The 17,124-nt window shown below is 73.2% G+C and carries 18 protein-coding genes and 1 tRNA gene; 10 read left to right on the forward strand and 9 right to left on the reverse strand.

Translation table 11 applies throughout. From position 1 onward, the window contains the following. Positions 1 to 171: 171 nt before the first annotated feature. Together AB0H81_RS21580 and AB0H81_RS21585 are read right to left on the reverse strand one after the other, a co-directional pair. Positions 172 to 672: a hypothetical protein gene (locus AB0H81_RS21580; protein WP_358377194.1), complete on the reverse strand. Its 501-nt coding sequence runs from the start codon at positions 670 to 672 to the stop codon at positions 172 to 174. 79 nt (positions 673 to 751) lie between these two features. Further along, complete coding sequence (locus tag AB0H81_RS21585; RefSeq protein WP_358377197.1) at positions 752 to 1,354, reverse strand: DUF6286 domain-containing protein; 603 nt, start codon at positions 1,352 to 1,354, stop codon at positions 752 to 754. Between the two features lie 138 nt (positions 1,355 to 1,492). On the opposite strand from AB0H81_RS21585, the gene AB0H81_RS21590 reads away from it, so the two are divergent. Continuing rightward, positions 1,493 to 2,686, forward strand: coding sequence for an amino acid deaminase/aldolase (locus AB0H81_RS21590; protein ID WP_358377200.1), 1,194 nt, complete (start codon positions 1,493 to 1,495; stop codon positions 2,684 to 2,686). A gap of 134 nt (positions 2,687 to 2,820) precedes the next feature. On the opposite strand, the gene AB0H81_RS21595 is transcribed toward AB0H81_RS21590, so the two are convergent. Continuing rightward, positions 2,821 to 3,144, reverse strand: coding sequence for a DUF3618 domain-containing protein (locus tag AB0H81_RS21595; protein WP_358377203.1), 324 nt, complete (start codon positions 3,142 to 3,144; stop codon positions 2,821 to 2,823). A gap of 191 nt (positions 3,145 to 3,335) precedes the next feature. Between AB0H81_RS21595 and bcp the strand changes: the two genes are divergently transcribed. The 4 genes from bcp to AB0H81_RS21615 all read left to right on the forward strand — a co-directional run bounded on the left by bcp (position 3,336) and on the right by AB0H81_RS21615 (position 4,492). Continuing rightward, positions 3,336 to 3,809, forward strand: a complete 474-nt coding sequence (gene bcp / locus AB0H81_RS21600) for a thioredoxin-dependent thiol peroxidase (protein ID WP_358377206.1) — start codon at positions 3,336 to 3,338, stop codon at positions 3,807 to 3,809. A 154-nt stretch (positions 3,810 to 3,963) separates the two neighbouring features. After that, positions 3,964 to 4,266 (forward strand): hypothetical protein, encoded by a 303-nt coding sequence (locus AB0H81_RS21605; protein ID WP_358377209.1) that lies wholly within the window; start codon positions 3,964 to 3,966, stop codon positions 4,264 to 4,266. A gap of 1 nt (position 4,267) precedes the next feature. Then, positions 4,268 to 4,429 carry an HNH endonuclease gene (locus AB0H81_RS21610; protein WP_358377319.1) on the forward strand — a complete coding sequence of 54 codons (162 nt, stop codon included), beginning with the start codon at positions 4,268 to 4,270 and terminating at the stop codon, positions 4,427 to 4,429. Next, positions 4,420 to 4,492: transfer RNA gene (locus tag AB0H81_RS21615), tRNA-Leu, on the forward strand. The genes AB0H81_RS21610 and AB0H81_RS21615 overlap by 10 nt, the downstream gene beginning before the upstream one ends. Positions 4,493 to 4,561: 69 nt before the next feature. Here AB0H81_RS21615 and AB0H81_RS21620 read toward each other — a convergent pair. After that, positions 4,562 to 5,119: a hypothetical protein gene (locus tag AB0H81_RS21620; RefSeq protein ID WP_358377212.1), complete on the reverse strand. Its 558-nt coding sequence runs from the start codon at positions 5,117 to 5,119 to the stop codon at positions 4,562 to 4,564. Positions 5,120 to 5,410: 291 nt separating this feature from the next. On the opposite strand from AB0H81_RS21620, the gene AB0H81_RS21625 reads away from it, so the two are divergent. The 4 genes from AB0H81_RS21625 (at position 5,411) to AB0H81_RS21640 (ending at position 10,669) form a co-directional block, all read left to right on the forward strand. Next, positions 5,411 to 6,613: a sensor histidine kinase gene (locus AB0H81_RS21625; protein ID WP_358377215.1), complete on the forward strand. Its 1,203-nt coding sequence runs from the start codon at positions 5,411 to 5,413 to the stop codon at positions 6,611 to 6,613. Continuing rightward, the gene (locus tag AB0H81_RS21630; protein ID WP_358377218.1) at positions 6,613 to 7,284 is read left to right on the forward strand and encodes a response regulator transcription factor; all 672 of its coding nucleotides are present in this window, start codon (positions 6,613 to 6,615) and stop codon (positions 7,282 to 7,284) included. The genes AB0H81_RS21625 and AB0H81_RS21630 overlap by 1 nt, the downstream gene beginning before the upstream one ends. A gap of 108 nt (positions 7,285 to 7,392) precedes the next feature. After that, positions 7,393 to 8,157, forward strand: a complete 765-nt coding sequence (locus tag AB0H81_RS21635; RefSeq protein ID WP_358377221.1) for an ABC transporter ATP-binding protein — start codon at positions 7,393 to 7,395, stop codon at positions 8,155 to 8,157. A gap of 1 nt (position 8,158) precedes the next feature. Continuing rightward, positions 8,159 to 10,669 (forward strand): FtsX-like permease family protein, encoded by a 2,511-nt coding sequence (locus AB0H81_RS21640; protein WP_358377224.1) that lies wholly within the window; start codon positions 8,159 to 8,161, stop codon positions 10,667 to 10,669. Between the two features lie 8 nt (positions 10,670 to 10,677). Here the strand turns inward: AB0H81_RS21640 and AB0H81_RS21645 are convergent, their stop codons facing one another. From AB0H81_RS21645 to rph, 5 genes are all read right to left on the reverse strand, one after another. Next, positions 10,678 to 10,947: a hypothetical protein gene (locus AB0H81_RS21645; RefSeq protein WP_253766803.1), complete on the reverse strand. Its 270-nt coding sequence runs from the start codon at positions 10,945 to 10,947 to the stop codon at positions 10,678 to 10,680. 25 nt (positions 10,948 to 10,972) lie between these two features. Beyond that, complete coding sequence (locus AB0H81_RS21650) at positions 10,973 to 11,602, reverse strand: toxin glutamine deamidase domain-containing protein (protein WP_358377228.1); 630 nt, start codon at positions 11,600 to 11,602, stop codon at positions 10,973 to 10,975. A gap of 1,112 nt (positions 11,603 to 12,714) precedes the next feature. Further along, on the reverse strand, positions 12,715 to 14,397 hold the full coding sequence (locus AB0H81_RS21655; RefSeq protein ID WP_358377231.1) for a molybdopterin-dependent oxidoreductase: 1,683 nt from the start codon (positions 14,395 to 14,397) through the stop codon (positions 12,715 to 12,717). Positions 14,398 to 14,497: 100 nt separating this feature from the next. Continuing rightward, entirely contained in the window at positions 14,498 to 15,094 is a 597-nt protein-coding gene (rdgB, locus tag AB0H81_RS21660; protein ID WP_358377234.1) for an RdgB/HAM1 family non-canonical purine NTP pyrophosphatase, read from the reverse strand. After that, entirely contained in the window at positions 15,091 to 15,810 is a 720-nt protein-coding gene (gene rph, locus AB0H81_RS21665; protein ID WP_358377237.1) for a ribonuclease PH, read from the reverse strand. Before rph ends, rdgB begins: the two co-directional genes overlap by 4 nt. A 68-nt stretch (positions 15,811 to 15,878) precedes the next feature. Between rph and AB0H81_RS21670 the strand changes: the two genes are divergently transcribed. Further along, positions 15,879 to 17,120, forward strand: a complete 1,242-nt coding sequence (locus AB0H81_RS21670; RefSeq protein WP_358377240.1) for an MFS transporter — start codon at positions 15,879 to 15,881, stop codon at positions 17,118 to 17,120. The last annotated feature ends 4 nt before the right edge of the window (positions 17,121 to 17,124 follow it).

Below are 17,124 nucleotides of genomic sequence, written 5' to 3' on the forward strand. Positions count from 1 at the left end.
CCATCAAGACCATGCGCGACACCGGCCGCGACATGCTCGACAAGTACAAGGAGACCTCACGCGGCGGCCTGGCCGTCAACGTCATCGAGTGCTGAACACCTCTCCGAGTGGTCCTCGCGTCACTCGGAGAGAACAGGTCGACGATCGAGTCCTGCGGCGGCTCGGCGTGCTTCAGCGGCGAACGTGGATGCGGACGATCGTGCCGGTGTCGTCGTCGCGGACCTCGCGGCGGATGCGGCCCACGATCTCCTTGTCCAGCTTGCCGACCATCGCCCCCACGTCGGCCGACGGGGCGCAGGTGATGGCGATGCGCAGGTGGTCGCCGTCCCCCACGACGCGCACCCCCGTACGGCTCAGCCCGTCCACGTCCTTCAGGCCCACGCACAGCATGGCCGTGCCCGTGCCCGAGCGCACGCCCTGGCGGCCCCAGCCGAGGCAGAGCAGCAGCCACCGCAGCGAGACCAGGCCGAGGAGCATCAGCCCGAGGGCCGCGGCCCACAGCGTCCACTGCTGGTCGGCGACCAGCCGCGCCGTCTGCTCGGGCAGCACCTTGGCCCGCGGTGACAGCCAGTCGAGCCGGTCGTCCCCGCGCAGCCACGCGTACGCACCGAAAAGCAGCAGCACCGCGCCCACGATGGCCAGGCCGAGCCGGTTGCCGGCGTACTGTCTCACCGTCCGCCCCTCCCGTCCGTCCGCGCCGAGGTTCTCGGCCGTGCCGCCCTCGCCGTCCGCGCCGCGTCCCGTGCCGGGCTCACCAGCGCCTCCTTCTGCGCAACCGGACCACGACCTCGCCCGTGCCGAGCGTGCCCACGCCTGCGAGCCGGTCGCCCACGGCGGCACCCACCTGCCGGAGCATCGCGCCCGTGCTCTCCGCGGCGGTCGTCACGGTCACCTCGATGGTGCGCTTGCGCAGCCGCACGCGTGCCTTGGACACGCCCTCCACCTCCTGGGCGACGGCGCGCAGGGTGCGGCGCAGGCCGATCCGGGTGATGCCGATGACGATGCCGGGATCTGACGTCTCGACCGGCACCAGGCGGCAGCGTCCCGGCGCGGCGGCCAGCAGCAGCAGGGCGGCGCCCGCGGCGACGGTCCAGGCCGCCCCGGTGCGCAGCTCGCTCCAGGCGTGCCGGCCGGCCAGGTCGATCAGGCGTTCCAGCGGCACCCAGCCGAGCGGCCTGCCCATCAGCGCCGCGACGATCTCGGCGGCCGACAGGCCGAGGCAGGCGGTGAGCGTCAGCGCGACCACCGCCCCGGCCGGCGTGCGCGCCGGTTTCAGCGCCCGGGTGGAGCGGCGGAGAGGGCTGTCCTGCGCCTCCAGGAGGACGCCGGGCAGGAGCTGCTGGAGACTGCTCATCACACCGACCACAGGTACACGGGCCGGGCATCGGATGGATCATGCCCTCGCCGCCGGTTTGCCCGAACATTACGACGGTTCCGGACAACATGAATGTCCCTCATGTTCAATTGCCCGATATACGGTTACGCTGCTGATATGGACGCCCGCCCGCGTTACGATCGCGCCACCGAGACGCTGGACCCGCCCTTCGCCATCCTCGACCTCGACGCCATGCGGGCCAACGCCGCCGACCTCGTGCGGCGCGCGGGCGGCAAGCCGATCCGCGTGGCGACCAAGTCGATCCGCTGCCGTCCCGTGCTCGAGCGCATCATGGCCATGGACGGCTTCCACGGCCTGATGGCCTTCACCCTGCCGGAGGCGCTGTGGCTGGCGCGTTCCGGGTTCGCCGACATCCTGGTGGCGTACCCGACGGCGGACCGGGCGGCGCTCGCCGAACTGGCGGGCGATCCGCGCCTGGCGCGGGAGATCACGGTGACCGTGGACTCGGTCGAGCACCTGGACTACGTGGACGACGTCGTGGCGGACGTCCACCCCCGCCCCGAGATCCGCATATGTCTGGACATCGACGCAGGATATATCGCCTTCGGCGGGAAATTTCGGGCGGGGGCGTTGCGCTCGACGGTACGCGAACCCGAGCAGGCGGCCGACCTGGCCGCCGAGATCGCCAAGCGGCCCGGGTTCCGGCTGGCCGGCCTCATGGCGTACGAGGCGCAGATCGCGGGCGTCGGCGACGCCCCGCCCGGCAACCCGGCGATGACCCGCGCCATCCGCCTCATGCAGCAGCGCTCGGCGCGCGAGCTCGTCATGCGCCGCGGGCGCGTCGTCAACGCCGTACGCCAGTTCTGCGACCTCGACTTCGTCAACGGCGGCGGCACCGGCTCCATCGAACGGACCGTGCGTGAGAAGGCCGTCACCGAGGTCGCGGCCGGCTCCGGGTTCTTCCACCCGCGCCTGTTCGACTTCTACCGGGCCTTCACCGGGCACCCGGCGGCGTTCTTCGCGCTGCCCGTGGTCCGCCGGCCGGGACCCGCCACGGTGACGGTCCTCGGCGGCGGCTACCTCGCCTCCGGCCCGGCCGGCCCCAGCCGCCTCCCCCAGCCGTACCTGCCCCCCGGGCTGCGCTACGCGCCGGACGAGGGAGCCGGCGAGGTGCAGACCCCGCTGCTCGGCGAGGCGGCCGAGGACCTGCGGGTGGGCGACCGGGTGTGGTTCCGGCACGCCAAGGCGGGCGAGCTGTGCGAGCGGTTCGCGGCGCTGCACCTCATCGAGGGGGACGACCTCGTCGGCACGGTCCCGACGTACCGCGGCGAGGGCAAGACCTTCCTCTGACCGCGACACCTCTGACACCACCACTGACCGCGACACCTCTGACGCCACCTTTGACGCCGACCGGCACGCCGCCGCCGGGGGCCCACCCCCGGCGGCGGACGGACAGGTCAGGTCAGGTCAGGCGAGGCGGCCGCTCAGCGGCGGCGGCGCCGCCAGAGCATGATCGCGGCACTCAGCACCAGCACGGCCCCCACCCCGATCAGGACGGGACCCAGCTCGGGCGGCTCGTCGTCCCACGACCGCTCCGAGTCGTCGCCCGGCGCCGGCCGCTGCGTCACTCCCAGCGCGTCGCCCACGGACGCGACGAAGTACCCGGCCCGCGCCTTCACATCGGCGACCGTACGCTCCTTCACCCGCTTGGGGCTCACCCGGTCGGCGATGGCGTCGACCGTCTGCGCCAGCTCCGCCCGGGTCTGAGCGATCCGGCGCTCCAGCTCGTCGGGATCGGTGTCTGCCATGGCTCTCCTTTCGACCACGCTCGTGTCGGCCACGCCCGCTCCGGGTGCCCGCTCCGGGTGCCCGCTCCGCGGCCCGCACGAGCGCGTCGGCTCTGGTCGTGATCAGTCTGTCAGGTCGGCACCGCGTACGGCACGGCGGGCGGACGGCATGCCGGCCCGGTAGGTTTTGCTGGACGTACTCAGGAGGACCCATGACCGAAACCAAGCTCGCGCCCGGCGACGCCGCGCCCGAGTTCACGCTACCCGCAGCGGGCGGAAACACCGTCTCCCTGGGAGATTTCCGCGGCAAGCGCGTGATCCTCTACTTCTACCCGGCCGCGATGACGCCGGGCTGCACCAAGCAGGCGTGCGACTTTCGCGACAACCTCGCGCAGCTCACCGGCGAAGGATTCGTCGTGCTCGGCGTGTCCAAGGACAAGCCCGCCAAGCTGGACAAGTTCGTGGAGCGCGACGCGCTGACGTTCCCGCTGCTGTCCGACCCGGAGCTGGAGATCCACCAGGCGTACGGCGCGTACGGCACCAAGAAGCTGTACGGCAAGGAGGTCGTCGGCGTCATCCGCTCGACCTTCGTCATCGACGCCGACGGAAAGATCGAGCAGGCGCTCTACAACGTGAAGGCCACGGGGCACGTCGCGTCCCTGAAGAAGAAGCTCGGCCTCTCCTGACCACCACGGCCCGCGGGCCCTTCCCCGGGGCCCGCGTCGTCGCCGCCATGCGCCATCCGCTTCATTCCGGTACGACATACCGAAAGATCGCGACAAATTCCGCAGAACGTAGAGCCGGCCGGGAAATGTCAGCGTCCTTTCCTATGCTCCGGTCATGGCGGCTTATATCAAGTACACGCGCGAGATGCTGGAGGCGGCGGCGGCTTCTCTGAGCGTGGCCGATGTGCTTCGCCGTCTCGGCGTCAAGTGGACCGGCGGCAGCCATGCGCACATCAGCCGCCGCCTCAGGCACTACGGCATCGACACCTCCCACTTCGTGGGCCGTGCCCACGGCCGGGGGAAGCGCTCCGACAGCGTAAGGCCGTACGAGCAGATTCTCGTGCTGCGCCCGCCGGAGTCGATACGCGAGAAGGCGCCGGCGCTAACCCGGGGTTCCCTACGCGTGCGCAGCCTGTAGGATTGACGGGACGTGGCAGGGAAAGCCGCTTACGCTCCATGTCGACCATATGAACGGAAATTGGCTCGACAATCGCCTGGAGAACCTGCGCTTCCTCTGCCCGAATTGCCACTCCCAGACCGACAATTACGCCGGTCGGGGAAAGGCGACCAAGGGGTCGTAGCCCAATGGCAGAGGCGCAGTCTTTAGGTGGCTGTAAGTGTGGGTTCGAATCCCACCGGCCCTACATCTCGTCCCGGAGGCCTCCTCCGGGACACTCGTCGCTCGACGCGCCCGGTGCGCGCCCCCTCGGCGGTCAGCCCGTGCGTGTCGGGATCGGGGTGGGGGTCTGGATCGGGGTGGGCGTCTGGACACCCGGAGGGGTCGGGACCGGGGTGGCGGGAAGCGCGGACGGCGGCACCGGGGCGACCGAGGGCACGGGGACGATCGAGGGCGCCGGCGGGTACGGGGCGCCGTAGCGGCAGTACGTCCCGCCCGGGGCGGGGCGGCAATCCGGGTAGGCGCGGGGCATGCGCTCCCAGTCGTGGTAGGGGTCCCAGCCGAGCCGGGGGGCCCACTGGACGGCCCGGTCGTGGTGGGTGACGCCGACGACCAGCGCCACGGCCGTACCGCCCAGCAGGCCGCCGACGATCAGGCCGATGAGGCCCGCGCCGAGGATCTGGGCCGGCTTCTGGCGCAGGAAGTCGCGGAAGGAGGTGTCCGGTCGCGGAGACCCCGGCAGAGGGCCCCAGCCGGGACCCGCGTGCGCCGCCGTGGGAGCCGCCGCGGAGGGGCCGCCTCCGGGATGAACCCCCTCAGAAGGCGCCCCGGAAGGACCGCCCCCGGGATGAGCGCGCTCAGACGGTGCGTCCAACGAAGAAGCGCCCGAAGAGGGAGGCGAGGCGGAGGGGGGTGGCTGCGCTCCGGGGACCGGGTCGCGCGGCGCTTCCTCGTCGCCGCGCGACCCAACTTCGCGATCATGATCCGCCATCACGATCTCCCTTTACTGCCCCATATGGGGCGCTCCCAAGGTCAACTATGCCCATGAGGCCGTAAGGCTGGCGTAAGACGAGGGTGGCGTAGGACCGGGACGCATGTCAGACCTGGGTCGTACACCGACTTCCACCTTCAGGCGGACACAGCCCCAGCAATCCATACATATCGTATGGATGTGTTCGGCAGGGTACATGCGTGGTCCAAGCGCCACGCCAAGGTGATGGACGCCCTCCGGGGGGCGCCCCTCGCGGTGCTGGCTCTGGTGACCGCCCGGCCGTATGCGACGGGCACCGCCGTGGGCTCCGGCGCGCAGCTTCACCTGGCCGGATACGTGGTCCTGTCGGCCCTGCTGATCGTCCCGCTGCTGTGGCAGCGGCGCAGGCCGCTGGAGACGTTCGCGGCCGTGGCGCTCGTCTCCTTCGGGCAGTGGGCGCTCGGCTTCGACCCCGTCCCGGCGAACATCTCCGTGCTGGTGGCCCTGTGGTCGGTGGCCTACGGGTGCGCGTTCCGGTGGGCGCTGGCGGCCGGGCTGATCGCCGAGCTGGGCGTGTACCTGGTGCTGGTGCACTGGCGGACGGTCTCGTTCAGCATGTTCTTCAGCGGCTCCATCTTCGTCGTGACCACCTGGCTGACCGGCCTGTACGCGAACACGCGCCGCCGCTACCTGGAGGGCCTGGAGGAACGCGCCGAGCGGGCCGAGCGCGAGCGCGACCAGCAGGCGCGGCTGGCCGCCACGGCCGAGCGGGCGAGGATCGCCCGGGAGCTGCACGACGTGGTGGCCCACAACGTCAGCGTGATGGTGGTCCAGGCCGACGGCGCCGGCTACATGATCGACCGTGACCCCGAGCAGGTCCGCCAGGCCGTGCGGGACATCTCCCGGACCGGCCGTGACGCGCTGGCCGAGATGCGGCGGCTGGTCGGCGTGCTCCGCGCGGACCCCGAGGACGGCGGGGACGGCGCCACCGGCACCGACTACACGCCCCAGCCGGGGCTCGCGCAGCTCGAGGAGCTGGTGCGGGGCGCGGGCGTCCCGGCGCGGCTGCGGGTGACGGGCCCGCCGTGCGACCTGCCGGAGGGCCAGCAGCTCGCCGTCTACCGCATCATCCAGGAGGCCCTGACGAACGCGCTCAAGCACGGCGGGCCCAGCGTCCGGGCGCTGGTGGAGCTGACGTACGGCGGGGCGGAGCTGGTGGTGCGGGTGAGCGACGACGGGCGGGGGGCCGCGGCGCCGCGCAGCCACGACGGGCACGGGCTGATCGGGATGCGCGAACGGGTCGGCATGTACGGCGGGGCGGTGTCGGCGGAGCCGCGCCCGGGCGGCGGGTTCGAGGTGCTGGCCCGGCTGCCCGTTCCCGTCGGCCGGGCCGCCTGATGAGCGGCGCCGGGAGCCCGCGCATCCGGGTGATGCTGGTCGACGACCAGCGGCTGCTGCGGGCCGGGTTCAGGATGGTGCTCGGGGCGCAGCCCGACATCGAGGTGGTGGCCGAGGCGGGCGACGGCGCGCGGGCGTTGGAGGTGCTGCGCGGCACGGACGTGGACGTCGTCCTCATGGACGTGCGGATGCCCGGCATGGACGGCGTCGAGGCGACCGCCCGGATCCGCGGCCCCAAGGTGCTCATCCTGACGACGTTCGACCTCGACGAGTACGCGTTCGCGGCCGTGAAGGCGGGGGCGTCCGGGTTCCTGCTGAAGGACGTGCCGCCGGACGACCTGGTGAACGCGATCAGGGCCGTGCACGCCGGGGACGCGGTCATGGCGCCGAGCACCCTGCGACGCATGCTCGACCGGTTCGCCGCGAACCTCCCGGACCAGGTGCCGCCCGACGACGCCGGACTGACGCCGCGCGAGCGCGAGGTGCTGCTGATGGTGGCCCGCGGCCTGTCGAACCTGGAGATCGCCGCCGCGCTGGAGGTGGCGGAGGCGACCGTGAAGACGCACCTGGGGCGGGTGCTGGCCAAGCTGGGGTTGCGGGACCGGGCGCAGGCCGTCGTGTACGCGTACGAGGCGGGGCTCGTCGTGCCGTCCCATCGGCCGAAAGGTTGACCGCCGTCATCTGGCGGCTTATACGAAATCCCTCCTCAGGGCCCATTTTCCCCACACATCTCGCCCATAGCGTGAGTCGCGTTCCCCCAACCCCTCGAAGGAGCGAACGTGACCATCACCGAGACCGAGACAGGGAGCCGGCGCCGGGCCGCCCCCGCCGTCGTGGCGCGGGGCCTGACCAAGGTGTACGGCCAGGGCGACGCGAAGGTGTACGCCCTGCGCGAGGTGGACGTGACGTTCGAGACCGGCGCGTTCACGGCCATCATGGGCCCGTCCGGCTCGGGCAAGTCCACGCTGATGCACTGCCTGGCCGGGCTGGACACGGCCACGTCGGGGACCGTGCGCATCGGCGCCGTGGAGCTGACCGGCCTGAGCGACAAACGGCTGACGCTGCTGCGCCGGGAGCGGATCGGTTTCGTGTTCCAGGCGTTCAACCTGCTGCCGACGCTGACCGCCGAGCAGAACATCCGTCTCCCCCTGGAGATCGCGGCCCGCCAGGCCGACCAGGTGCTGTTCGACCGGGTCGTGGAGACGGTCGGCCTGCGCGACCGCCTCGGCCACCGGCCGACGGAGCTGTCCGGCGGCCAGCAGCAGCGCGTGGCCGTGGCGCGGGCGCTCATCAGCAAGCCGCAGGTGATCTTCGCGGACGAGCCGACCGGCAACCTGGACTCGCGCAGCGGCGCCGAGGTGCTGTCGTTCCTGCGCGCCTCCGTGCGGGAGCTGGGGCAGACGATCGTCATGGTCACGCACGACCCGGTGGCCGCCGCGTACGCGGACCGCGTGGTGTTCCTCCGCGACGGCGAGCTGGTCACGGAGCTGGCCGCGCCCACGCCTCAGTCGGTGCTCGACACGCTCATGAAGCTGGAAGGCTGAGATGCTGAGGACCACGCTGGCCGGGCTGCGGGCGCACCGGCTCAGGCTGCTGCTCACGTCCCTGGCGATCACGCTGGGCGTGGGGTTCATCGCGGGCACGTTCGTGCTGACGGACACCATCGAGGCCGGCTTCGCGCAGAAGGTGACGGCCGAGGCGGGCAAGGTCGGCGTGGCCGTGCTGGCCGAGGGGCCGGACAGCCGGCTGCCCGCGACGCTGCTGGACAAGATACGGGCCGTGCCGGGCGTCACGGACGCGCAGGGCGTCGTCCGCGGGCCGGCGCCGCTGATCGGCAAGGACGGCAAGACGGCCGGCAACGCGCCGACGACCGCCCTCTCGATCGCGTCCGGGCCGCTGAGCCGGGCCGTGATCGTCTCCGGAACGGGTCCGGGCTCCGACGACCAGGCGGCGGTGCTCGACGAGAACACCGCCAAGGCCCAGGGGCTCAAGGCCGGCGACACGATCACCGTGCTGGACCCCCAGGGCCGCAAACGGATGTTCAGGCTGGTCGGTCTCCTCGACCCGGGCGTGGACCAGGAGCTCGCCTACACCGGCGTCGTGGGTTTCACCCCGGCCATGGCGCAGCGGATGACGGGCGAGAAGGGCTTCCGCGAGATCGACGTCGCGGGCGCCGACCCGGCGCGGCTGCGGACGGCGGTCGCCGCGGTGGCGGGCGGTTCCGGCCGCCAGGTCGTCACCGGTGAGCAGCTCGCGGAACGGCTCGCCCGGCAGGCCGGCGTCGAGACCAAGGCGCTGACCGTGGGACTGCTCATGTTCGGGCTGGTGTCCATGCTGGTGGCGGCGCTGGTCATCTACAACACGTTCACGATCCTGGTCGCGCAGCGCACCCGGGAGATGGCGCTGCTGCGCTGCATCGGCGCGACGCGGGGCCAGGTGTTCGGCTCGGTGCTGCTGGAGTCGGCGGTGATCGGGCTGCTGTCGTCCGTGCTCGGCCTGCTCGCCGGGTACGGGCTGGGCGCGTCGACGCTCGCGATCCTGGACGCTCTGGAGGCGCCGCTGCCGACCGGCGCCTCCGTGCGGCTGGCGCCGGGCACGATCGCCATCGGGCTGGCCGTGGGCCTGCTCGTCACCGTCGGCTCGGCGGTGCTCCCGGCTCGCACGTCCACGCGGGTCGCGCCGGTGGCGGCGCTGCGCACGCAGGTGGAGGAGCAGGTGTTCCGCACCGGCCTGATCCGGGTGCTCGCCGCGAGCCTTTTCCTGCTGGCCGGTCTGGGCCTGGCCGGGTTCGGCGCGCTGGTGCTCGAACCCGGGCAGCAGGTGTCGCTGATCGTGGTCATGGCCGGGGGCGCGGTGACGTTCCTCGGCGTGCTCATCCTCGGGCCCGTGCTGGTCAGGCCGCTCAGCGCGGTCATCGGCGCGGTCCCGGCCCGGCTGTTCGGCGTGCCGGGGCGGCTGGCCGTGGACAACTCCGGCCGCAACCCCGGACGGGCGGCCACCACCACGGTCGCGCTGACCGTGGGCGTGACGCTGATGACGCTCATCTCCGTGCTCACCGCCTCGACCCGGGTGACGCTGACCGCCAAGCTCGACGACCAGTTCCCCATCGACTACCTGGTGGCCACCCAGGAGCGCGACTCCGCCGTCCCCCGCTCGGTCGGCGAGGAGCTGCGCCGGCGACCGGAACTGGCCTCCGTGGTGCAGGTGCGCTTCGCCGAGGCCGAGGTGAGCGGGCCGAAGGGCGGCGCGAGCCGCTACGAGGTGGGCACGTACAGCGGGCCGATGAACCCGCCCGTGACGGCGGGATCGATGCGCGGCCTCGGCGACACCCAGGTCGCGGTCGCGGACGACGTGGCCGGCCGGCTCGGTGTCCGGGTCGGCGACTCCCTGTCGGTCGCCACCGGGCGGGCCGGGCCGGTCACGCTCGCCGTCGTCGCCGTCCTGAACGCCTCCGAGTCGGCGCTGCCGGAGCTGACCGTGGCCGAGGGCGCCTTCGACCGGTACTTCGGCGCGGTTCCCGACTCCCGGGTGATGATCGACGCCAAGGAGGGGGTGGCGCCGGAGAAGTCCCGGGCGGCGGTGGACGCGGCGACCGCGGCGTACCCGACGGTCAAGGTGTCCAGTTCGACCGAGGTGCGCGGCGAGTTCGACGAGACCCTGGACATGCTGCTGATGATCGTCACGGGACTGCTGGGGCTGGCCATCCTCATCTCGCTGCTCGGCATCGCCAACACGCTGTCGCTGTCGGTCCACGAGCGGACCCGGGAGTCGGCGCTGCTGCGGGCCCTCGGCCTCACCCGGCCGCAGCTGCGCCGGATGCTGTCGGTGGAGGCGCTGGTGCTCGGGCTGATCGGGGCGCTCGTCGGGGTCGTGCTGGGCGCGGTGTTCGGCTGGGCCGCCGTACGAGCCATGATCGACGGGGCGGTGTACGCGGTGCCGTACGGGCAGGTGGCGCTGTTCGTGGCGCTGTCGGGGCTGGCGGGGGTGCTGGCGGCGGTGCTGCCGGCGCGGCGCGCGGCCCGCGCCTCGATCGTCGGCGCGCTCGCGAGCGGCTGAACGGAGTCTCAGCGAGGGGTGCGGCCGGGCCACAGCTCGGCCACCGTCTCCGGGTCGAGCAGGGGACGGCTCACGATCTCCCCGGACACCCGGTCGATCACGATGCAGCCGCCCCCGACCGTGCCCGGCAGCGTGGCCGGGTCGTCGGGGTCGGGCTCGCGGACCCACGCGACGTACCCCTCGCCGAACCCGTGGACCCCCACCCGCACCGGGTCGTCCACCGGCCGCACCCCGTTGAAGTACTCTTCCGCCACCGCCCTGGCCTGGTCGAGGTCCACCGCGCTCACCCCTGCCCGCCGCGGCTCACCGCGGCCGCCCGTACCGGTCGACGATGACGCAGAACACCCCGGTCACCGTCGTGTAGGGAGGATCGACCGCCATGTGACCGCGCTGCGCGTCGATCCAGATGACCTCGCCGCCGAAGTTCACGGCGTTCCACGCGTGGGAGCCGCCTCCCGGCCAGCGCACGACGATGATGGCCGCGGCCCCGTGCCCGGCCTCGATCAGCCGCCGAGCCACCAGCGGGTAGGCGTGCCGCCCGAGACCGGCGTACTGGAACCGGTGCCCGACCCAGCGCTCGATCCGGGCCGCCCCGCCCGTCTCGCCGGTCAGCACGGGCCGGCCGAGCCGGTCGTACTCGGGATGCCGGGGCGCCGCGGCGGCGGGCTCGCCGTGCCAGGTGGACAGTACCGCGAGAGCGCAGTCGGCGGCGTTGGAGGCCCGGAACGGGTCGTCCGCGGGGCCGCCGCCGTTGACGAGCCGCACCCAGGTGCCGCGCGGGTCGGGGAAGCGTGTGCCGGGCGGGACGGCCCGGCGCAGGTCGTGCTCGACCTGCGGGTCGGGACGCGCCAGCCCTCCCGCGGTGCCGTACGGGCGGCAGTCGGCCAGCCGCGGCGGCCTGGCGGGCCCGTCGAACCAGTCGGGGGCGGCCACGGGCCGGCCCGGGTCTCCCCCGGCCGCCGCCGCCCACCCGGCGGGGCCTGTGGGTGGTCGGTGAGCGGGTGTCGCCCACCCGGCCGCCTGTACGTCGTCCCGCGCAGCGTCCCGAACGTCATCCCGCACAGCGTGCCGAACGTCATCCCGCGCAGCGTCCGGCGTTCTGTCCCGCGAGGCGTCTCTCGTGGGGTCCCTGATGAGGTCTCTCGCGGGGGCCGTGGTGAGGTCCGTCGCGGTGTCACGCGCAGGGTCCCTCGTGCGGTCCGTCGCGGTGTCCCTCGTTCGATCGGTCGCGGGGACTTCCCAGGGGTCCCTGCCGGCGGGGTCGCCTGTGCGGGCGTCTCGGGGCGCGCCACGCCCCGCGGGGGGCGTCATGGCCGCCGCACCAGGTCGGGCGGGCGGCGAGGGCGAGGCGGGAACGAAGGACGCCTCCGCCGCCTCGGGCCACACAGGCGATGGGCCCGCGCACGCATCCGATCGCGCAGACGACGGGGCCACGTTCGCCTCCGGTCGCGCGGGCGAAGGGGCCGCGGACGTGTCCGAGCGGGTGAACCCTGCCGGCGCGTCCGGCCATGCGGGCGCGAGTGGGCCGGCGGGCATGGGGGCCGTCTCCCGTGGCGCCGGAGGCGGCCACCCGTCAGGCGGCACCTCGGACGAAGACGCCCACCTGTCCGAGGGCATGGCAGGCGGGGACGACGACCCGTCAGGGGGCGCCGTCACGCTCGCAAGGCCGAAGTCCGGCGTCGCCACACCTGGAGGGCCGGCGTCCGGTGGAGCGCCGGTGTCCGGCGGGCGTTCCCCCAGCAGCACGGCGAGGGCCGGCGATCGCGGGTCCGGCGCGGCCGGGCCGGGGTCGGATGGGGTGGGGGCGGCGGCGCGCTCGTAGTCGCGCCATCGCACGCCGTCCCCCACCACCGGGTCGTAGCGCCCTTCGGGAAGGACCCACCGGGCGCGGGACTTGCGGTCGCGGGTCACGTCCTGCCTCCTGTCGTGCTCGACGCCGATCGTAGGGCCGCCGTCCCGGCCAGGAGGGGCACTCGGCAAGTTCGGCCGCCACGATCCGCCCGCCTTACCTGCACAAACGCGGAGAAGCGGGACAGCGCGGACCGTCAGGCGACCTGGACCGTGATCGTGTGCCAGCCCGTCGCACCGTCCGGGGCGGGCGGCGCCTGCTGCTCCGCCTGGGTACGGCCCGCGGCGTCGGTGGCCCGTACCTCGATCGTGTGGCGGCCCGGCGCGGCGTCCCAGTCGAGCGCCCACTGCCGCCACGTGTCCGGCCCGGGCACCGCGGCGAGGCGCGCCCGCCGCCACTCCCCGCGGTCCACGCGCACCTCCACGGCCTCGATCCCCGTGTGCTGCGCCCAGGCGACCCCGGCGATCGTCGTACGGCCCGGGCGCAGCCTGGCTCCCTGCCGGGGCAGGTCGACACGCGACTGGGTCTTGATCGGCGCCTTGGCGGCCCAGCCGCGCGGCGTCCAGTACGCCTCGTCCCGGTCGAAGCGCGTCACCTTCACGTCCACCACCCACTTGGTGGCCGAGACGTACCCGTACAGCCCAGGCACCACCTGCCGCACGGGGAAGCCGTGGTCCACGGGCAGCACCTCACCGTTCATGGCCACGGCGAACAGCGCGTCACGCCCGTCCATGACCACGTCCACCGGGGTGCCGCAGGTGAAGCCGTCCTCGGAGGTGGACAGGAGCATGTCGGCGCCGGACCGGAGCCCGGCCTCGCGCAGCACGTCGGCCATGCGGACGCCGAGCCAGCGGGCGTTGCCGATGTACTCGCCGCCGACCGGGTTGGACACGCAGGTCAACGTGATGTCGGCCTCCGTGAGGGGACGCCTGAGCAGGTCGTCGAAGGTCAGCTCGATCGGCCGGTCGACCATGCCGTGGACGCGCAGCCGCCAGGCGCGCGGGTCCACCTGGGGAACGACGAGAGCGGTGTCCACCCGGTAGAAGTCGCGGTTCCTCGTGACGAAGGGCGACAGGCCGTTGACGCGGAAGTCCGTCCCGGCGGGCAGCGGCGCCGCGGGTGTGGCGGGCGCCGGCAGCGTCAGGCCTCCCCTGGCGGTGTCCACGGCCCCGCGGCTCCCGAGGTTCCGTCCGAGAACGGTGGCCGCTCCCGCCACCACCACTCCGCCCGCGACACCGGTGAGCAGTCTGCGCCGGTCGAACCCGCCGGCTCCGTACGCCCCGGGCCGCATCACCGCGGGTCTCTCGATCTCCGGCCCCGGCGCCGACGTCCCACCGGGATCCGTCCGGTCCGCGGCCGCCATCTCGTCCGCACCGGGAACCTGCACGGCGGGCGCCCGATCCGATTCGGGCACCTCCGCGGCGGGCACCGGGGAGGCGAGACCCGCACGCCGTACGAGCGTCCGGAGGATCCACATGCCGGCCGCCACGCCCGCCACCGTCGGCACCACCCCCACGATCCCGGCCCCCGGCCGGGTCAGCACCGCCAGCACCCCCACGGCGCCGAACGCCGCCAGCCCCGCGTCGCCGTACACCGGCCGCCGCCGGGCCGCGATCCCCAGGGCGGCGGCGATCAGGGCCACCACCACGAGCACGCCCCCGACGAGGACCGTCTTGTCGTTGGCCCCGAACGCGTTGATCGCGAAGTCCTTGACCGGCGCGGGCGTCAGATCGACCACCCCGTCGCCGACCGCCACCACGGGGAACGTCCTCGGCCCGACGATCCCGGCCACGAGCTGGGCGACCCCGAGCGCGACCGCTCCGGCCGTCAGCCCCGCGAGCGGGCCCGTCCACGCGGGCGCCCTGTCTGTCCTCTGCACGGTTCCGACGCTATGCCCGGCCGCGCCGTCCGGTTCTTACACGCCGGTTACGGGACCCCGGTGAGTCGCGCCCGCCGAAGCCGCGTCAGGAGGAGGCGCGTCAGGCGGACGGCGAGAGCAGGTCGCGCACCAGCGGGGCGAGGGCGCGGAAGGCGCGGCCCCGGTGGCTGATCGCGTCCTTCTCCTCGGGCGCCATCTCCGCCGTCGTCCGGGTCTCGCCGTCGGGCACGAAGATCGGGTCGTACCCGAACCCGTTGGACCCGCGCGGCGTGGCGAGCAGCCGCCCGGGCAGGTCGCCCTCGACCACGCGTGTCTCCCCCGACGGCAGCGCCAGCGCCGCCACGCACGCGAAGTGGGCCGTCAGCAGGTCGGCGGGGACGTCGGAGACCTGCGCCAGCAGCAGGTCGAGGTTGGCCTGGTCGTCGCCGTGGCGGCCGGACCAGCGGGCCGAGAAGACGCCCGGCATGCCGTTCAGCACGTCGACGCACAGGCCGGAGTCGTCGGCCACCGCGGGCAGCCCGGACCCCTGGGCGACGGCGTGCGCCTTGAGCAGGGCGTTCTCCTCGAACGTGACCCCGGTCTCGGCGACCTCGCCGATCGAGGGGAACTCCTCCAGCCCCACGATGTCGAACCCGGCCAGGATGCGGCGCAGCTCAGCGATCTTGCCCGGGTTGCGGGTGGCGAGCACGATCTTCATCGGCCGAGCGCCTCCGTCTGGATCAGCGTCAGCTCCTCGCAGCCGGCCGCGGCCAGGTCGAGCAGCCGGTCGAGCGCGCCGCGGTCGAACGGGGCGCCCTCGGCCGTGCCCTGCACCTCGACGAAGCTGCCGGAGCCGGTCATCACGACGTTCATGTCGGTCTCGGCGGCCACGTCCTCGGTGTAGCAGAGGTCGAGCAGCGGCACGCCGCCGACGACGCCGACCGAGACGGCCGAGACGGAGCCGACCAGCGGGTCGCCCGGGCACATCTTGCGCTCGCGCATCCAGGCGACGGCGTCGGCGAGCGCGACGTACGCCCCGGTGATCGCGGCGGTGCGGGTGCCGCCGTCGGCCTGGAGGACGTCGCAGTCGAGAAGGATGGAGTTCTCGCCGAGGGCCTTGTAGTCGACGCAGGCCCGCAGCGAGCGGCCGATCAGCCGGGAGATCTCGTGGGTGCGCCCGCCGATCTTGCCGCGGACCGACTCGCGGTCGTTGCGCGTGTTGGTGGCGCGCGGCAGCATGGCGTACTCGGCGGTCACCCAGCCCTGGCCGCTGCCGCGGCGCCAGCGCGGCACGCTGTCCTGGACCGAGGCGGCGCACAGCACCCGCGTGCCGCCGAACTCGACGAGCACCGAGCCCTCGGCGTGGGCGAGCCACCGCCGGGTTATGGTGATCGGGCGTAGCTGGTCGGGAGCGCGGCCATCCTGTCGAGACATGCACTTCACCCTATCTCCGCGCCGTGACGCTCTTGACCGAAAGTGTCCACCACATGGATCCTTACGCAATGACAACGGGGGTGTTGCGGAGCCCTGACTTCATCAGGTTCCTCAGCTCACATGTGGCCAACGAACTCGGGTCAAACATCTCCCGGGTCGCGTTTCCACTGGTGGCCGTCCTCGTCCTGAACGCGGGCGCGTTCGAGGTCGGCCTGTTGTCCGCCTTACAGACCGCGGCGTTCCTGGCGATCGGGTTACCCGCCGGCGTGTGGGTGGACCGCCTGTCGAAGCGCCGCGTCATGATCACGGCGGACCTGCTGCGGTTCGCGCTGCTGGCCAGCATCCCGATCGCGTACGCGCTCGGCCTGCTGTCCATCGGGATGATGCTGGTGGTGGCGCTGCTGGCGGGCACGGCCCAGGTGTTCGACGACGTGGCCGACCAGACGTACCTGCCCGAGCTGGTCGACAAGCAGAGCCTGAGCAGCGGCAACTCCAAGCTCGAGTTCGTGCGCTCCGGGGGCGCGCTGGCCGGGCCGAGCCTGGGCGGGGTGCTGGTGCAGGCGCTGGGACCACCGCTGACGGTGCTCGCCACCGCGCTCGCCTCCCTCGGCTCGGCGCTGTTCATCGCCTCGATCAGGACGCCGGAGCGGCGGGTGCCGGCGGACGACCGGCAGGGCGGCATGTGGCAGGGCATCCGCGAAGGGCTGGTGTTCGTCTGGGGCGACCGGCTGTTGCGGCCGATCGTCGCCGCGACCGCCGGCACGAACCTGTGCATCAGCGCCGTGCTCGGGTTGTCGGTGCTGTTCCTCGCCGACGAGGTCGGGCTCGCGCCGGGGGTGATCGGCGTGCTGCTCATGTCGGGCGCGGTGGGGGGGCTGCTCGGCGGGCTCACCGGGACCCGGCTGTTCGCGAGGTACGGCACCGCCCGGGTGACGTGGCTGTCCATCGCCGTGACCTCGCCGTTCGGCCTGCTGCTCCCGATGACGCAGGCCGACTGGCGCGTGTCGTTCTTCACCATCACGTCGGTCGCGCTGTCGTGGGGTGCGATCCTCTACAACGTCGGCCAGCTCACCTACCGGCAGATGGTGGCGCCGGAGGGCATGCTGGGCCGGATCAACGCCACGGTGCGCTTCGTCGTGTGGAGCACGATGCCGGTGGGCGCGCTGCTCGGCGGGCTCGTGGCCCAGCACGTCGGCGTGCGGACGGCGCTGTGGGTGTTCATGAGCGGCCGGCTGGTGTCGTTCGTGCCGCTGCTGTTCTCGCCGCTGCCGCGCATGCGCGAGTTCGACCAGGTCCGCGCCGAGCCGTGACGGG

The sequence above is a fragment of the Nonomuraea sp. NPDC050691 genome (genome assembly GCF_040654455.1).
GTDB lineage: Bacteria > Actinomycetota > Actinomycetes > Streptosporangiales > Streptosporangiaceae > Nonomuraea.